The sequence below is a fragment of the Rhodohalobacter sp. SW132 genome (assembly GCF_003390325.1).
Lineage (GTDB): Bacteria > Bacteroidota > Rhodothermia > Balneolales > Balneolaceae > SW132.
The window spans coordinates 12,988-30,227 of sequence record NZ_QUOK01000001.1 but is presented as its reverse complement, the minus strand read 5'-3'; the positions used below and the strand labels follow the sequence as shown (position 1 = coordinate 30,227).

General features: G+C 46.0%; 11 protein-coding genes. 3 read left to right on the top strand and 8 right to left on the bottom strand.

Going from position 1 to position 17,240, the window contains the following annotated elements:
• Window positions 1-197 precede the first annotated feature (197 nt).
• Entirely contained in the window at window positions 198-1,829 is a 1,632-nt protein-coding gene (locus DYD21_RS00110; RefSeq protein WP_116030639.1) for an alpha/beta-hydrolase family protein, read from the top strand.
• Between the two features lie 98 nt (window positions 1,830-1,927).
• Here DYD21_RS00110 and DYD21_RS00105 read toward each other — a convergent pair whose 3' ends face one another.
• The 3 genes from DYD21_RS00105 to DYD21_RS21270 are packed head-to-tail and all read right to left on the bottom strand — an operon-like array spanning window position 1,928 to window position 5,740.
• Entirely contained in the window at window positions 1,928-2,788 is an 861-nt protein-coding gene (locus tag DYD21_RS00105; RefSeq protein ID WP_116030637.1) for a hypothetical protein, read from the bottom strand.
• The gene (locus DYD21_RS00100; RefSeq protein ID WP_116030635.1) at window positions 2,779-3,015 is read right to left on the bottom strand and encodes a hypothetical protein; all 237 of its coding nucleotides are present in this window, start codon (window positions 3,013-3,015) and stop codon (window positions 2,779-2,781) included. Before DYD21_RS00100 ends, DYD21_RS00105 begins: the two co-directional genes overlap by 10 nt.
• 7 nt (window positions 3,016-3,022) lie before the next feature.
• On the bottom strand, window positions 3,023-5,740 hold the full coding sequence (locus tag DYD21_RS21270; protein ID WP_233505453.1) for a T9SS type A sorting domain-containing protein: 2,718 nt from the start codon (window positions 5,738-5,740) through the stop codon (window positions 3,023-3,025).
• 205 nt (window positions 5,741-5,945) lie between these two features.
• On the opposite strand from DYD21_RS21270, the gene DYD21_RS00090 reads away from it, so the two are divergent.
• Window positions 5,946-9,161 carry a CHAT domain-containing tetratricopeptide repeat protein gene (locus tag DYD21_RS00090; protein ID WP_116030634.1) on the top strand — a complete coding sequence of 1,072 codons (3,216 nt, stop codon included), beginning with the start codon at window positions 5,946-5,948 and terminating at the stop codon, window positions 9,159-9,161.
• 144 nt (window positions 9,162-9,305) lie between these two features.
• Here DYD21_RS00090 and DYD21_RS00085 read toward each other — a convergent pair whose 3' ends face one another.
• From DYD21_RS00085 to ileS, 5 genes are all read right to left on the bottom strand, one after another.
• The gene (locus DYD21_RS00085) at window positions 9,306-9,995 is read right to left on the bottom strand and encodes a hypothetical protein (RefSeq protein ID WP_116030632.1); all 690 of its coding nucleotides are present in this window, start codon (window positions 9,993-9,995) and stop codon (window positions 9,306-9,308) included.
• Window positions 9,996-10,043: 48 nt separating this feature from the next.
• Window positions 10,044-10,814: a hypothetical protein gene (locus tag DYD21_RS00080; RefSeq protein WP_116030630.1), complete on the bottom strand. Its 771-nt coding sequence runs from the start codon at window positions 10,812-10,814 to the stop codon at window positions 10,044-10,046.
• An 81-nt stretch (window positions 10,815-10,895) separates the two neighbouring features.
• Window positions 10,896-11,570: a signal peptidase II gene (locus DYD21_RS00075; RefSeq protein WP_116030628.1), complete on the bottom strand. Its 675-nt coding sequence runs from the start codon at window positions 11,568-11,570 to the stop codon at window positions 10,896-10,898.
• Window positions 11,571-11,581: 11 nt separating this feature from the next.
• Entirely contained in the window at window positions 11,582-11,986 is a 405-nt protein-coding gene (locus DYD21_RS00070) for a TraR/DksA C4-type zinc finger protein (RefSeq protein ID WP_116030626.1), read from the bottom strand.
• Window positions 11,987-11,997: 11 nt separating this feature from the next.
• Entirely contained in the window at window positions 11,998-15,168 is a 3,171-nt protein-coding gene (gene ileS / locus DYD21_RS00065; RefSeq protein ID WP_116030624.1) for an isoleucine--tRNA ligase, read from the bottom strand.
• 731 nt (window positions 15,169-15,899) lie between these two features.
• On the opposite strand from ileS, the gene DYD21_RS00060 reads away from it, so the two are divergent.
• Complete coding sequence (locus DYD21_RS00060) at window positions 15,900-17,216, top strand: hypothetical protein (RefSeq protein ID WP_116030622.1); 1,317 nt, start codon at window positions 15,900-15,902, stop codon at window positions 17,214-17,216.
• Window positions 17,217-17,240 lie beyond the last annotated feature (24 nt).

Below are 17,240 nucleotides of genomic sequence, written 5' to 3'. Positions count from 1 at the left end.
CCGACCGCAATACAAGATAACGTGAGTACTTTTTTAAATTTGAAGACCGTAAGAGAAAGACATAAACAGAACTCAGACAGGTAAAATATATCTGGAAGCCACTCTATTATTCTAATTCAGCTTTGCATCCACAATTTTCTTAATTTCTTCCGTTGCAATCGTCACAAAAACTGCCGACAGCCGTATTACAGGTTGAAATGATTTTTAAACGATACTTTTCTACATCCGGGTTATTGGTGGGCACATTTTTCTTCGCCCTCTCCATGACCCCAAGCCTTCTTCCACGTACAGACTTCTACCAGGGGCTGGTTTCAGGTCTCTCTATGGCTGCCGGATATGGTATTGGCGTGCTTTTTATCTGGCTGTATACCTATTTCCAGATGCCCCAGCCAAAACAGAAAACGCAGAAGAAACTTCAAATTACTGCTGCAGTAATCAGTATTCTAACTGCTGTAATTTTCTTGTGGCGGGCTAACGGCTGGCAAAATTCAATTCGGGAACTCATGCAGATGGAGGAGACCGCAAGCGGACAGCCCCTGATCATTGGTGCGATCGCGCTCATGGTTTTTTTAGCAGTAATTATGATTGCCCGCGCTATTCGCTGGACCTTTCGTTTTGTTACCCGTAAAATAGAGCTGATTCTGCCGCAGCGGGTTTCGATGGTAATCGGGCTGATCATCTCTTTTTTCCTGTTTTGGTCTATTGTAGACGGGGTTTTGTTCTCTTCAATACTGCATACTGCTGATTCAACCTATGAACAGGTAGACTCGCTGATTGAACCGGAAGTTGAAAAACCGGACGATCCAATGAAAGTAGGGAGCCTGGCCTCATTGCTAAGCTGGGAAGACATGGGTCGAACGGGTAGAAGTTTCCTTTTCCGTACGCCATCAGCGGAAGAAATTCAGTCATTCACAAATCAACCGGTAATGGAACCAATTCGTGTGTATGTGGGAATGCACACAGCAGAATCGGTGGAGGAGAGGGCCGCTCTTGCCCTCCAGGAGATGATTCGGGTGAATGCATTTGAACGAGAGATCCTGGTGATCATCACTCCTACCGGAACAGGATGGGTTGATCCGGCCTCCATCAGCACACTTGAATTTTTGCATCGCGGGAATGTGGCCAGTATTGCGGCACAGTACTCTTATCTCCCGAGTCCGCTTTCGCTGATGTTTCGTGATGAGTATGGTGTAGAAATGGCACAGGGCCTATTCAATGAGGTCTACAACTACTGGAAATCGCTGCCGGCTGATACACGCCCAAGACTTTACTTACATGGCCTTAGCCTGGGCGCTCTCAATTCTGACCGCTCGTTTGATCTGTTTGATATCATTGATGATCCGTTTCACGGTGCACTTTGGGTGGGGCCGCCCTTCAGAAAAACCACCTGGCGAACGACCACCGATCGCCGAAATCCCGGTTCGCCCGCCTGGCTGCCTGAATTCCGGGATGGGTCGGTTGTTCGATTTGCCAATCAGAATGGCGGGCTGCATAATGCAGAGGCAGAGTGGGGTTCGTTCCGCATTGCATATTTACAATATGCCAGTGACCCGATTACGTTTTTTGAGCCGCGTTCCTTTAGCCGCGCCCCTGCCTGGATGAATGAGCCGCGTGGTCCGGATGTTTCCGAGCAGCTTCGGTGGTTCCCGGTTGTTACGATGGTGCAGCTCGCGGTTGATATGCTTCTTGGAACCGAACCCACAGGATATGGCCATGAATACGCTGCCGAACACTATTTCGATTCGTGGTATGCACTCACCGAACCGGAAGGGTGGAGTCGTGAAGAGCTCGAAGAACTTCGCCGTTATTTTGAAGAGAGTAATCGGTAATTCTAAGATTGATAATTACTGGTCTCTTCGGATAGATTTCAAATCCCGAAACTCTTCTCCATCCGCGCTGACATTTCAACGACGTTTTAATCTGGTTATCAACCACAATTTGCGTCATTTGTTACAAACCACCGCTCACTATTCAGAAATATATTCCCATTTTGCTCTGCCAGAACTACGCGGTTCACGGTGCCGTCGGTAAACATTGCCTCTATGGCAGGATACCCCGCGAACGATCGAATTCGCCACCTGCCCCGCATTGTCCCGCTACCTCCATGTGAGCCACCGTATGCCGACCCTACATCAACGGAAACTCCAGAACTGCTGCTCCCATGAACGGATCCGTCACTGCAGAGATGGAACTCATTGCGTTCGTGCCAGCCTCCTTGCTGCCCGTAACTACCCGATGAATTAGAGATGCGTTTACCGCTTAGCCGGCCTTTCCAGTATCGGGTTTTTTCCGTCTCTTCCGGCACAAAAAATCTTAGTGATCTTAAAATCTCCCCGACCAGATCGGCATACGATTCGTTGTAAAGTTGTGAAGCCACAACATTGCTTACAGAAATTCCACCGCCATGCGGCGAAAGCCGGTTCACCGAGTAACCTGAGATTTGCTGAAATCCTGAATATCCGCTGACCGTCACTTTGAGAGTTTTATTATCCTCAACATTCATATCTCGGGCATGAAGAACAAACTCCCCGCCACTCTGTTGCAGAGACGCCTGAATTTCGTTGCTGAGACTTTCCATTGAATCAGATACCACCGGCGATATTAATACCATTCCCGGAATGGTGTTATGTCCGAGAATAATTGCATTTGATGTGGACTGATGCACCCATTTTACTGGAATAGTAACGGAAAAACCGGCGCCGGAATCTGTTATACTGTTCTCTTCAATATCCGCATGACCTGACTTCACGTCTTGTGGCTTATCTTCGTAAAAGGTGATTAAAAACATGGGTTTTTCAGGTTATTGAATTCTGTATATCGATTCTCATTAAAAACTGGTTTTGCCAGCTGCCACGTATCATCATCCCACCGGGCGAGGTAGTTTATCTCCGTTTCACTGGATGCGGTAAACCAGCCGCCTGCAATCAGTTCTTCATCTTGCACGTAAAGATGATGGGCGGCTCCGTTCATACCGGCTCTGGCAGGAGTTTCGAAAAAAGCGTTGGGAAAAAACATACTGTCTTTACTTAATCAGTGTCAGTTTTCTTGAAATCACCTCTTCACCGGCTGTCATCCTGTATATATAGGTGCCGCTGGCGAGTCCGGAGGCGTTGAACTCCACCTGATGGAATCCTGCCTGCTTATTTTCATCTGCCAGTACGGCAACACGCTGACCAAGCATTGAATAGACTTCAAGTCGAACGTTGCTTCTTTCCGGCAGCGCGAAACGTATGGTTGTTGAGGGATTAAACGGGTTGGGATAGTTTTGATAGAGCCCGATTTCATTCGGCAGCTGGTCTGCTTCATCCCCCGCAATAGTTGTTGCGACTTCACCGATTTCGATATAGACCCGGTTTGAATCATAGATCATATGAAAATCGGGAAATCCTTCCGGGCCAAAAAATCCATCAAACTCCCCGCTGACAGAATCCGCCTCAAGGATAAGAAATCGCCCATCATTGAGTATTTCACTCTCTAAGGTTAGAGAAAGCACCAGGGCACCGGAGAGTTTTGCATCGCCATTCACTTTCAGTGCATCGTTTTTTAAATCACCGTTTTCGTTAGAGAGAGTGATGAATAACGTCCCATCTTCTTTCTGTATGTAATCGCCATCGATAGTAAAGGTTGTCAGCATTTGTTGTTCAGCAAGGAGACTATCCAACACCATTCCGGGATCGAGATGACCACTGTTTATAACACTCTCCTCTATCTTTCCAAAACCCGCAAGTGTTGCTCCCGGTTTTACTGAAACTGTATCATCAGGTTCAACTTTTCCACCACCGGATATATATAAAAACGGTGTTTTCACCACGCCATCTGTGCTGATTTCGGGGTATTCTGACTGGCCACTCAATGGTTCAAGCTTTAGTTCATCTGATTTCAGTTTTCCTTTATCGCCAATTAGAATTGATGAGGCTTCAAGTTTCGCTCCCGATTTAACTTCAACATCACCTTTACCCGGCAGGCCTCCTCCAACCGCTAATCCGGCAGTGTTTACGATCAGTGAATTGATATCTGCTTTTGCACTGTTCGATAGTTCAAGCTTACCGGTACCGTCTATGCCAACTACCGTCATCAGGCTATTCATCCTGGCTGAACTCTCAGAAATTTTTAACTCACCTTTACTGCCCGTAAACACGCCAATCACAGCTTCCACTGCATGAAGAGTTCCGTTTTTAAAAGAGAGCTTTCCATCATCACCCTCACTCTCTCCAACAGTAAGTCCGGGCCCATGTAGATTTCCGGGAATTTCAATTTCGTTTTCGTTCAGATTCAATGTCACATCGTCATCGCGAACGATCAGGCGAGCCGGCGTTTGTCTACTGTTTACCATCTTGGCAACACAATAAGGGGGACAGTCCCCAAAGCCGTTTGAGTCATCATCATCATTATCTGATCCAGAAGCTGCAAATTCTACGGAATAGGGTTCGTCAGAGTCCGTATCGAAAACTGCTGCATTGGCCGGACCGGGGACCTGCACCTGAAGCCAGTTTAACATATTTGCAAATTGATCATCATCGGGATGATCTTCCCAATAGATCTCAGGTACCGCAAGCTTGAGCAGAAATCTTGAAGCGGGGCCGCGACTCGCATTCCCGACAATCCAGCCATTTTGTGAAATACCTGATGCACGGGTCAGTACCTGGTTGTCTCCGAGAAAATCTGCGGCCAATTCGGTCAATTCATAATATTTACCATCCTGAAGTAATATAGCACGCCGTTGTGGGCCGGACCCGCCATGAAAATACTCTCCCACAATCTGCCCTGCATTATTAAGGTCGTGGTAGCTATCCCACTGTAATTCGTTGGAATTGATTTGTGTGATTTCTCCATCCTCAAAAAGATAAGACCTGTCAATATCGTCACTCGGGCTGCGTGCTGCCTCAAAATAGAGAACCTGATCGCGGTTATTAAATCCGGTGATATTCAGGCCGCCTTCAATAGACGTGCCAAGATTCCCATAATTTGTAATACTGCCGTCACGAATAATATGGAGCAATCCGTTTCCGGATTGAGTAAAAGAGTGCACCACGATATGTCCCCTGTTGTTGATACCATTCACACGTGGTTGGTATAAACCGTTAGTGCCCGCAACGTTTCCGCCGGGATCTGTAAACAATCCATTATGTCCATCCGGCGAAAGGTTAATTCCGGCAACAACATCATGGTCGTTGATATGTGTTTGATAAGCGTATTCCCTGAAGGGCTCAACGTTCGGGCTACTATTCCATCTGAAAGCGCCAAAATCATCGCGATGAATATGTTCAGAATTTACCAAAGGCGGGAAATCTCCGATATATCCACTTGCGATACCGAAATTATTGATCGACCAAACGATTGTATTATGTTGTGTATCTATAGTGTAGCCGAACTGATCGTAGTACCATGCGGTATTATTATTGGTACCGATTACACTGCCGTTATTGTTCACAATAGTTCGTCTTCCGTCGCCAAATCTGAAAATTTCAGGTACAAACACCCATTGAAATGCGGTGACGATTGGTTCGATCACATCGGAACTGCCATTATCTGTTGACATCACATTCAAACCGGATATCATACTCTGATCAAACCGAAAATTATCCATAGCAGATAGTTGTCCTAATTCCGCTGATGGTATAAAAACTCTGTTTGAAAGTCTGCTTTGATCCTGAGGATGCGAAAGCTGTGCCTCAACCATCAGCGGAAAGTTTAGTATCACAAATACAAAAATCAGTAAGCGTAAATATCGATTTATCATTATTGGATTGATTTAATTTACGAGTCTCACTCTCTTTGAAGAGCCGTTATTAGTATTAGATCAACTTTAAACTGACTTTTGGAGAAATTTTTTTACATTATTTACATGGCTGGTTAAATCTGTATCTGCAGTTCACGGATCCGGCCGGTATCGGAAGCAACAGAGAGAGTGTTTCACGCAGTCGTTTCATTTAATTTCACATCCTATGCAGAACAGCTACTCAATTTTATATGGATTGATACTCCTCTGGCTTCCGGCCATTTTTGCCGTACTTCCGGCAACCGCGCAGAACCCGACCACTCCGGCTGAAATCTTTCTTGAACAGGCGGAAGAACACCTTGAGGTCAACCGAATCGACAGCGCTTTGGCCTATTTTGATATAGCTGCCTACTCGTTTAAAGATTCCGGAGAGTATGATCAATATGCAGCCACACTCCAGAGAATTGCTGATCTCTATATTCAGACCGAAGAGTATACGTCTGCAAAAAAGAATCTCCTGAATATTCAGAGTGCTGTTGAACGGTTTGATGTGGACCGGGAGAAACTCTTCCCGGTCTATAACAATCTTTTCAGGGTTCACTTTATGATGGGTGAGTACATGCATGCCATCCAGGTATCGTTCAGCATGCTCGATCTTGCCCGTGATATGCACGGCGAAGAGCACTACAGAGTTGCCAGGGCGTACGGAAATATCTGCGGCGGATATCACGGAATGGGACTTCCCACGGTAGCTGTGGAATACTGTGAGAAGTCGGTTGTTCTCCGCGAAAAACTGGGAGGAAATCCCGGGTGGATAGCAACCGGCCACAACAACCTGGCGATTTTGTACCAATCACTGGGCAGATATCAAAAAAGCGTGCAGTCGTATGAACAGGCGCTAACGTTATTCGGCCCTGAACCGCAGGCCAGCCAGCAAACGATTGGTATAATCGGCAACCTTGCCAGCACACTGCTGAGCGGCGGGAATACACGGCGCGCGATGGAATATCTCTACCAAAGCCGCGACTTGTTAGACCAGCTCGATTCCCCGTCACCTTCACTTACCTCACATCTTTATTTTACGATGGGGCAGCTCTTTCTGCAGACCGGCGATCATGAAAAATCCCTCGACTACTACACTCGGGCGCTCGATATCCGCATGGGTTACCTGGGCGAAGTCCATCCGCATACAGCCACAACCTATGAAGCGATCGGCGCGGTTTACGAAGGTCTGGGTGATGCCGCATCAGCCCGGAAATATTATTCGCAATCGCTTGAAATCCGGAGAAATTTTTTTGATTCAACCCACCCCGATTTATTCGACAGTATCCGGCGCCTGGGTGATATTGCCATTCAAACCGGGGATTTTGAAGAGGCTGAACTTCTGTTCAGTGAAGGTCTTGTGATGTCGGACGAAATTTGGGGCGAAAAAAGCAATCGGCATGTGCTGCTTTTGAACTCACTGGCCGACCTGCACCTCAACCAAGATGACCAACAGTCAGCGCTTCAACACCTTGAAGCCGCCGCAGAGCTCCAGGCCGATCTTTTCGGTGAACGGAATGGAGATCTTGCCGCAATTTACCGCAAACATGGTGAGATTTACGCTGCGCTTTCACTTCCTGATGAAGCGGATCATTTTTTCAGAAAATCGCTCACGGCTAACAGCTACGATTTTGAATCGGGAGGTCCGAGTGACCTTCCCGAACTGGATGATATGATCTCACTGACTGAGTTGCAGCATACGCTGCGTGCCCGTCTCGACTTGCTTCGGAACCGGAATGCGAATAATGAGCTGCTGCTGAAACACTACACACTTTTTGCGGATGCCACTTCTGAACTTCGCCGAGAGTACCGTAGTGATGAGTCTAAAATAAGACTCACAGAAACGGTCTACTCCGTGTTTGAAAATGCACTTTACGACCTCCATCAGGCCTACACGGAGAGCGGAGATCCCTCATATTTAGAAACCGCATTCAAATTATCTGAACAAAACCGGTCTGCGCTTCTCCGCGAGTCGATTTATGATGTTCAGGCGATCTCCTATAGTGGCTTGCCGGACAGTCTTCTTTTGCGTGAAAAGGACCTGAGTGAGCAGATCCGGTTTTACAACCTCGAACAGTTCAAACAGGAAGCTCACGATCAACAGGATGCAGATTTTAGATCGCTGCTTTTTGACGCACGAGAGGAGTACAGTCAACTTGTCCGCCACCTGGAACAAAAATACCCCAACTACTACGATCTTCGTCACAATAAAACCTCTATTTCACCTGCAGAGATCGGCGATAAATTGCATGATGATGAACTGTTTGTCAGCTATTTTTTCGGAAGTGATCACCTGTTTTCCTTTGCGATAGACCCCGAAAACAACCACTTTGGAAAAATAGACCTAGCCGGCACCGAGGCAGATATTTTAAAGCTACGAAGATCGCTTTCGATGGCTGATCCTGCCGCCTTTATTAAACCGGCCTCGGATCTCTACCGTACACTTACCTCTTCTTTTGAAAACCTTTTAGAGGGAAAAAATGCACTCACTATCATTCCCGACGGTCCACTCTATACCATTCCATTTGAAGCGTTGCTCACTTCAGATCCGCCTGCCGATCGGGCCACAGATTTTTCGGCCTTTTCCTACCTGGTCAAAGATGTCTCGATTTCATATCAATATTCCGCAGACCTGTTTTTGAATCGTGAGCCGGATTCAGATTTAAATCCTTTCACCGTTGCCGACACCAGCGAGATTCGAATCGCCGGATTTGCGCCGGTATTTGATAGTACTTCCTCAGATGAAGCATCAGCGATGACATTTGATGAACCGGGGTTGTCGGTAGAAAATGGAAGTTTACGCGAGCTTTTCCTGGGATTAAATCCCCGCGATGCAAATCCGCTTCCGTTTAGCAGGGATGAGATATCTACAATTTCAGACCGGGTTGAAAGCCGTGGCTTCACGTTCGATCGTTTCCTGGATGAAGAAGCTTCCAAAACGAACTTTTTGTCCACCGCAGAGAACTATTCAATCCTGCACATAGCCACACATGGATTTATTGATGACAGGCATCCCAGTCTCTCCGGTCTTCTTTTTCACGATTCTCCCGATGCTCCGGGTGATCCAATTCTCTATTCAGGTGAGCTTCTTGGCATGCAGTTAAATGCAGGGCTGGTTATTCTGAGCGCATGCGAAACCGGAATCGGCCGCGTTCACCGGGGTGAAGGACTTATGGCCATGACTCGAAGCTGGCTCTATGCCGGAGCCGATGAACTGCTCGTTTCCCTCTGGAAAGTGTACGATGAGCAGACCAAAAACTTGATGGTTGCCTTTTACGAAGAGCTGCTTGAGGGCCACCCCACCCGCGACGCCCTCCGCCTCGCAAAACTTAGAATGATCGAACACGAAACCACCTCATTCCCCGGCTTCTGGAGCGGATTTATCCATATTGGAAAATAACCAACAGTTCAACAGTTCAACAGTTCAACAGTTCAACAGTTCAACAGTTCAACAGTTCAACAGTTCAACAGTTCAACAAAATGTGTCCCAATCCCACCATAAACCAAAAATCTTACCACCTGTCACCTTTCTCCTATCACCTGATTACCTCTCACCTGATCGCCTAACCGTAAACCTCCCCACGTACATCAGCTCATCCCCCGTTTCAAGGCGCCAATAGTAGAGTCCGGGTACCAAGTCTTGTTCCAGCCGGAAACTATCATGGAGTGAATCGGCACGAATGATTTCATCTCCGCGGTTTGATAGTATAATCAGGCTAAAATTCTCATCCTGCTCAGCGGCCCATCTGAAATTCATCCCATTCTGTTTTTCAGCATCCAGTTCAGGTTCCAGGATTTCCAGTTCATCTGAACGGGTTGTCTGACCGGTTAGCGATTCAAAGAAGACATTGGGCTCAAAGTTTTCAGAATAATCTTCCCTAACCGGATCAGAATCATTAGGGTCAACCTGGCCGCTGAAATAGGCGATCAGTGTTCCAAGCATTACGGTCATCAAAATCACAGCCACTGCTTTGAGCGTTGGGAATGTAGATACCCGCGCCTGATGCCCTGCATCAAAAAAAGGGTGTGAATCTGATTTCAGCTCTTGTTTATCCAGAAGGGTTGCAAGAGCAGCAATCTCTCTCCTTGTTTCCGGGTCCTCTTCAGCAGCTTTTCTCAACCTTTCAGGAAGCTGACCCATCTTGCCGAGAACAACAGCTTCCGCACACAGCGCAATGCCATTATCGTTCAGCTTTCCATCTTTGTTGAAATATGAATCTGTTTGGATGCTCATTTTTTGATTCTCAATACATGTTTTCTCTTTTTAATTAGATACATCGCATCAGCGGGTTTGGAGTTTTGTGAAGTACTGTTCAGCCAGTAATTTAACCGACTCTTTATCAAAGGCTGCCCCGGAGGGGGGAGCATTCAGTGCTGCAGCCAGCTCTTCCAGTTTTGATGCGATCCATTTGCGAAGTGCATCCGGCGAATTCTCCTTTTGATCCAGCCGATTAATGCCGGGGGAAATACCTGCAAACAAGTTTTGATCTGTCAGTCCCGGTTCGGCAATTAACTGGTGATATTCATCCATCAGCGATTCAGCCAGATCCTGTTCTGCATGCGGATACGGGTTGAGCACATCTTCACGGGTAATTTTCAGGCGCAGCACCATTTTCAATAGCAGAACCAGGCGTCCCGATTTCTCCCCATAAAGAGTGATCAGGTAGTTCAACCGCTCTGTCTCCTGAATCAGTACGGATTCTTTATGCGGATCGTCCCCGGAAATTCTCTGATGCAGTTCATCGGCCCGGAATTGGTTTACCTGGTTATATTTCCTGTTCTTTTTGCCATACCGAACACAGAGATTGTACACAATTCGGGTCAGGTAGGTTGAAACCAAACTCTGGCCGTTGAATTGACTTCGCATGGCTGAGATTTTGCCATCTAAAAGCGATTCATGGATATGCGACATCAGCTGGCTGCGATCCTGACGGGGGATAAATCCATTGTTAACAAATCGATTGACAACTTTATCAATAACAGGAGCGGCTGCCAGTAAAAACCCGGCCTCGTCTTTATAGAGTAGTTCTTTTAATTCCCTGTCGGTTCGCATGAAGGCGGCATCTGCATGAGGTTAGCATAGTAGGAATTAACTCTCTTTGCAGATCAAATTCAACAGATTGTTTAGTGCCGCTTACAATTCTGGTTTTTGCCTCTCCGATGCAGAATCCGGAGCGGAATCTGCAGGTTCGCTTGCCGTTATCTCTTCTGTTCTTTCGGTAGTTTTTTCCTGATGTAAATCGATGCCCCCAGTCTCCCCGCTTTGAATTTCATCATCCTTTGGTTCGTTATCCACGGGCATAATCCGTTTGTGAAACACAAGCATGGTAATAATTGCTGTGGTAATGGCAATATCGGCCACATTGAAGATATACGGGAATACGGGTGTTTCGCCAATGGTGAGGTTAAAATGAATAAAATCCACAACATGACCATCCAGCACGCCGCCATATCCGCCTGCAATTCCCATAAAGATACGGTCTGAAATATTGCCGAGCGCTCCCCCCAGTATCAACCCCATACAGAGCAGGTATGCAAAGTTTGCATCCTTCATGGTGGAGAGGATGTACGCAAAAATTGCAATTGTCGCTACAATCGCTACGATACTAATCACGGGAGTTGACAAAAAGTCCATTCCCATTGCCATTCCCGGATTTTTGGTAAAATTCAGCGCGAGCCATCCGTCAATTACATTCACACGGTGAAGGCCCGGGTTTGTCCGGACGAGCTGTTTCGTAACCTGATCCAGTATAAAAACGATCAGAACAGGTGTGAATAGTATCAGCAGTTTCTTCTTTCGTAGCGACAAAAGCTTTCCTTTTAGCGGCGTTTTAATTTAGCATCGATGCTGAGCTGTGTATGAGGTACTGCCTCCAGGCGTCCTTTGGCAATTTTTTTGCCGGTCACCTTACATACTCCATACGTTTTGTTTTCAATACGCACCAATGCATCATCCAGGTAACGGATAAACTTCTTGGTTCTGTTGAATAGCATGTAGGTTTTTTCGCGTTCCTGGGCGTCTGTACCTGCATCTGCCATATGAAATGAATACGCCGATTCATCGGAAGCATTCTCCATACTTTCGCGCAGAGAGCTCTGAAGGGTGTTCAACTCATTTTCAGCTTCATCGCGTTTTTTTATGATGATCTCTTTAAAATACTCGAGCTCTTCATCCGTATATGGAGAAACGCGTCCGCTATTTTTGGTATCTTTTGAAGATGCCATAAGCCTATCCTTTAATTATTAATCTTTCGTTGAATAGAAATCTCGCAGGGTTCACCCTCTATATCCCATGTTTTGATGAAGTCAGGGGATTCGAGCAGTTCACTTTTTAAATGTTCTGCAAGAGTTTCCGTTTTTATGGTTTCCAGTCGTTCAGTTATAGCCGCTTCGAGCAGGTTTGATCCTTCGTAGCCAACCACAATACGATCGGTTACGTCATAATCAGCCTCTTTTCGCATATTTTGTATCCGGTTCATGAATTCCCGAGTCATGCCTTCCTTCAGCAACGCTTCGGAGATTTCGGTATCCAGTGCAACGGTGATGCCGTCCTGAGTTTCCACAGACCAGCCTTCGAGGCCGGTGCGCTGAATCTCCAGTTCATCACTGCTGATCAACACTTCAGATTCGTCATCCAGAGATAATGTAATTGAACCAGCTTTTTCAAATATTCCGATCTGCTCGTTCGTCAGGCTGCCGATTTTAGCAGCAACGCTTTTCATTCGTTTACCAAGACGTTTACCCAGTTTTGGGAAGTTTGGTTTCGCAGTTTTATCCACTATTCCTGAATCATCGTCGACAAACCGGATGTCCTTAACGTTTACTTCGTCTAAAATTATATCTTTTACCGCTTCAACCATTGCGCGGTTCTCCTCATCCATCGGCAAAATGATTTTTGAGAGCGGCTGACGCACGTTGATATCGATCTGATTCCTTAACCGTAATACTACAGATGTAACTGTCCGTGCAACCTCCATACGGCGCTCCAACTGCTTATCAATCGCTGTTTCTTCTACCGTTGGGTAGAAGGAAAGGTGTACCGATTTTTCATCTTTGCCGGTTACATCATTCAGCTTCTGAAACAACCATTCGCCCGTAAACGGTGCAATCGGACTCATTATTTTGGCCAGGCTTGTCAGACATTCATAAAGCGTCTGGTAGGCGGCCGTTTTGTTGATGCTTTTGCCTTCTTTCCAAAAACGGCGGCGGCTGCGTCGTACATACCAATTGCTCAGCTCTTCCACAAACTGCTCGATTTCCCGGGCAGCACGTGTTGGTTCATATTCATCCAGATGTTCATCCACCTGTTTGATGGTCGTGTTGAGCCGGGAAGTGATCCAGCGATCCATCTCGGTGCGCTCCGATTTAGGCAGCGGTGAGCCGGAATAGGTAAACCCATCGATATTGGCATACATTGCAAAAAAGGAATATGTATTCACAATGGTATTGAAAAACTTACGCTGCGTTTCCTGCAGGCCGGTTTCTCCAAATTTAAGATTTTCCCAGGGTGATGAGTTACTCATCATATACCAGCGAACCGTGTCAGCCCCATAGTTCTGCAGCATTTCAAAAGGGTCAACCGTATTGCCTTTCGATTTACTCATTTTTTCGCCATTCTCATCGAGCACAAGCCCGTTTGAGACTACATTATTGTACGCCGGCTTATCAAACAACATGGTGCCCAGGGCGTGCAGGGTGTAGAACCACCCGCGTGTCTGATCCACACCTTCGGCGATAAAATCTGCCGGGAAGTTATCTTTAAACTTATCTTTATTCTCAAACGGATAGTGCCATTGCGCCCACGGCATTGCCCCGGAATCAAACCAAACATCCATCAGATCCGGCACACGTACCATTGTGCCGCCATCGGGGGCATCCCAGGTCAGCTCGTCGATATACGGACGATGGAGATCAATCTCTTCACTATCAGAAAGTCCAGCTTTTTTCTTAAGCTCTTCCACGCTGCCCACACACTCAATGTATTCGGGATCTTTACTGCTCATCCAGATCGGGAGCGGCGTTCCCCAATAGCGCTGGCGTGATACGGCCCAGTCTACGTTATTCTCAAGCCAGGTGCCGAATCGTCCGGTACCGGTACTTTCCGGCTTCCAGTTAATTTTCTTGTTGTAATCCACCATCTTTTGCTTCACATCGGTGGTTTTGATAAACCAAGACTCCACCGGGTACGACATCAGCGGTGTGCCTTTGCGCCAGTCGAACGGGTAGTTGTGAAGATAGGTCTCATGCTTGTACATCAGCCCTTTTTCTTTGATTGCGCGGCTAATTTCTTTATCAGCATCTTTAAACCACTGACCGGCAAACTCTTCAATCACATCTTCAAAACGACCTTCTGCGTTTACCGGGTTGAACATCGGGATATCGGTCTTCTGAGCTGTTGCAAAGTCATCAGCACCAAATGCGGGAGCAGTATGCACAACCCCTGTACCATCATCAATGGTTACATAATCCGCCTCAACAACCCGCCAGGCATCCTCTTTCTTAAACTCTTTCAGGGCGTAATCGAAGACCGGTTTATAAATCCAGCCGGTAAGGTCACTGCCTTTATAGCGATCTACAATTTCATAATCACCATCGATCGCATCCTCAAGACAACCCTCGGCAAGAATCAAAAATTCCTCTTTTCCATCCTGCTCAACCCTTATTTTAACGTAGTCGAGTTTAGGATTTACAGCCAGAGCCATATTGGAAATGATAGTCCACGGTGTAGTGGTCCAGGCAAGGAAGTAAACATTGGGATCGGCATCCAGCGGGAATTTCACATAGATCGAGGGATCCTGCGTCTCCTTATATCCAAGGCTTACTTCGTGTGAAGAAAGAACGGTTCCGCTGCCTGGAGAGTACCATTGAATTTTATATCCTTTGTAGACAAGATCTTTTTCGTACAGTTGCTTAAATGCCCACCAAACCGATTCGATATAATCGTTTTCAAAGGTAACATACGGGTTGTCAAGATCCACCCAGTACCCCATTCGGTTGGTCAGATCATCCCATAGATGTTTGTATTTAAGCACACTCTCACGGCATTTGGCATTGTATTCTGCCACACCATAATCCTGAACCTGTGCACGGCCGTCTAACCCGAGCTCTTTTTCCACTTCGATCTCTACCGGCAGGCCGTGGGTATCCCACCCTGCTTTGCGATCAACCCTGAAACCTTTCAGCGTTTTATATCTGCAGAACAGATCTTTTACAGTCCGGGCCATTACATGATGAATGCCCGGTTTCCCATTCGCTGTAGGTGGTCCTTCAAAAAAGGTGAATGGAATGCCGTCAGCCCGTGATTTAAGGCTTTTTGCAAAAATCTTGTTCTCCTTCCACCAGTTCAAAATTTCAACTTCAGCCTTTGGATAAGCCAGTTGCTTTACTTCGTCAAATTTTTTGCTCATATAGAACGAATACGTTCTTGAAAAATGAAAGAATAAATAAGTCCCTAATATACGAAATCGAATGCAATCTATATAACTGTCCGGATATAGATTTTTTCTGCCACGATTCAATTCAGCGAGCCAATATAGAGTTGAAAAGGGAGAATATCAGATAAAATATTGCATCCTATTCAGTCTAAACCCAATTAAACTGTTGATTCAAATACTCTTACCTGCGATATATATTCACAACATTATATAGAATATGCCACAGTTGTTATACCGGATTGGCAACAGATAAGTGAATTTCAAAAAAACGAGTGCCGGTAGTTTATATATGATTCATTGATTACTCAAGTGCTGTATACCTGCCGGAAATTTACTTTTGGCATGAGTTCGATTCTAAAATTTGACGGATATCACAAAAACAGTCTAATCAATGGCGTCATCTCGCATCCCTAAGCCTCGGGAAGTGGGCAGGAGATGCCACGCCGGGGCGTGGCATGACATAATTATTGCCGAACCAACTTAATTATCGCCCTTAATGGACTGTTTCCGCCATTGCCATTCACAATCTCAAATATTCATTTTAATTGCAATAAATTTCGTTATACCATTCGTAGTATTTTTAATTATAAATAGCTATAAACTATTTAATTTCAATGACTTAAACATGTTTATATTAGAAATCGGAACATCATCTCAAAACTTCTATAGAAGGGATTGAACCTAAAACTAAAAGATTCATCTATATGTTTTTAAAGTATAAAATTGGAACAATATTAAGTTTTATTTTAATAATTGGACTAGCTGCTTGCTCCGATAGCAGCACTGGTGTATCTGAAGACCAGGAAGCGACGATCCACGGATCCATAGAAACCAACCAATCCCAGGCGAAAGCTCAAACCTCCAACTCTAACGTGGAGGGCACTACCGTAACTGCCGCACGAATTACGACTGACGGGTCGTTTGAAACGATTGCGGGAACGGAAACAGAAGCAAATGCATCCGGTGAATTCTCCCTGCAAGTGGATGTAAATGCTGCAAATCAGATTGTAGTGATCGCAGAACATAGCGAAGGCGAGTTGAGGGGATTCATCTCGGCTGAGATCGAAAACAATCAATCGTATCGCCTGAAGCCTTTGAACGGTGAATCAACTGCTGAAACGGCTGTATTTGCTGAAATTGTTTCAGTTGGGAATGCAGACATTGTCTGGAAAACGGATATTGAAACCGTGATCCGTCCGGAAACGGCTGCTGAAATAAACGCAGAAAGTTCGGCATCGGCTGATATCGCCACCGCAATTACAAATTATGCAGAAGCGAGAGCCGAGTTTTTTTTTGCAGAAGCTGCTGATGGTGACGGCGAAGCAATTCTTGAACAATCTGCCGATTTGATTGCTGAAGCCCAGTTTGAATATGAAACAAATGCTGAAGCAGCCGCTGATTCCGAGGATCTTCGCGCAGCGTTTAAATCACTGATTGACGCCAAGATTGATGCCTATACCGAAGCGGGAGCTCAAGCCGGTGAAGTTGCTACTATGATTCACATGCAGAAAAATGCGCTCCATAACAGCATTTCCAATCAATCTGAAGAGATTCAAAACTCCGTTCGAGCGTCTGCGTCTCTCTATGCTGCTACAGCGGTTGACTTTGCTGCCCAGACGAATGCAGAAGCATCCGGCATGTCAGAAACTACAGTATCAGCAATCGCAGATGCGGGTGCAGATCTGAAAACTGAAATTGAAGCAAGCAGCGGAGCTTCATCAGAGATTGAAGCTGCATTTGAAGCGTATCACGAAGAAGTGCGAACAGCGATGGAGAATGACTCCAACGTGGAAGCTCAGGTGATTGTTGATATTGATGCGGAAATCAATTCAAACGGCGGAGCTAAGTTTGTATTTGAAAATGCAATTTCCGGCGTAATTGATGCAAATCTGCTGGGTGATATCTACACTACATTTACCAGCAGTGTGGAGTCAGAAGTTGAAAGCCGGAGCGAAGATCTGGTTGAGCTTGACCTGGAAGCAATGGCTGAAATTTTTATTCTGATTAATCTTTACTCGTAACCAAAGCACAATATAGACGGCCGG

Coding starts and splice junctions, on each gene's coding strand:
- DYD21_RS00110 (WP_116030639.1), top strand. CDS start 198: ATGATTTTTAAACGATACTTTTCTACATCCGGGTTATTGGTGGGCACA.
- DYD21_RS00105 (WP_116030637.1), bottom strand. CDS start 2,788: ATGTTTTTAATCACCTTTTACGAAGATAAGCCACAAGACGTGAAGTCA.
- DYD21_RS00100 (WP_116030635.1), bottom strand. CDS start 3,015: ATGTTTTTTCCCAACGCTTTTTTCGAAACTCCTGCCAGAGCCGGTATG.
- DYD21_RS21270 (WP_233505453.1), bottom strand. CDS start 5,740: ATGATAAATCGATATTTACGCTTACTGATTTTTGTATTTGTGATACTA.
- DYD21_RS00090 (WP_116030634.1), top strand. CDS start 5,946: ATGCAGAACAGCTACTCAATTTTATATGGATTGATACTCCTCTGGCTT.
- DYD21_RS00085 (WP_116030632.1), bottom strand. CDS start 9,995: ATGAGCATCCAAACAGATTCATATTTCAACAAAGATGGAAAGCTGAAC.
- DYD21_RS00080 (WP_116030630.1), bottom strand. CDS start 10,814: ATGCGAACCGACAGGGAATTAAAAGAACTACTCTATAAAGACGAGGCC.
- DYD21_RS00070 (WP_116030626.1), bottom strand. CDS start 11,986: ATGGCATCTTCAAAAGATACCAAAAATAGCGGACGCGTTTCTCCATAT.
- ileS (WP_116030624.1), bottom strand. CDS start 15,168: ATGAGCAAAAAATTTGACGAAGTAAAGCAACTGGCTTATCCAAAGGCT.
- DYD21_RS00060 (WP_116030622.1), top strand. CDS start 15,900: ATGTTTTTAAAGTATAAAATTGGAACAATATTAAGTTTTATTTTAATA.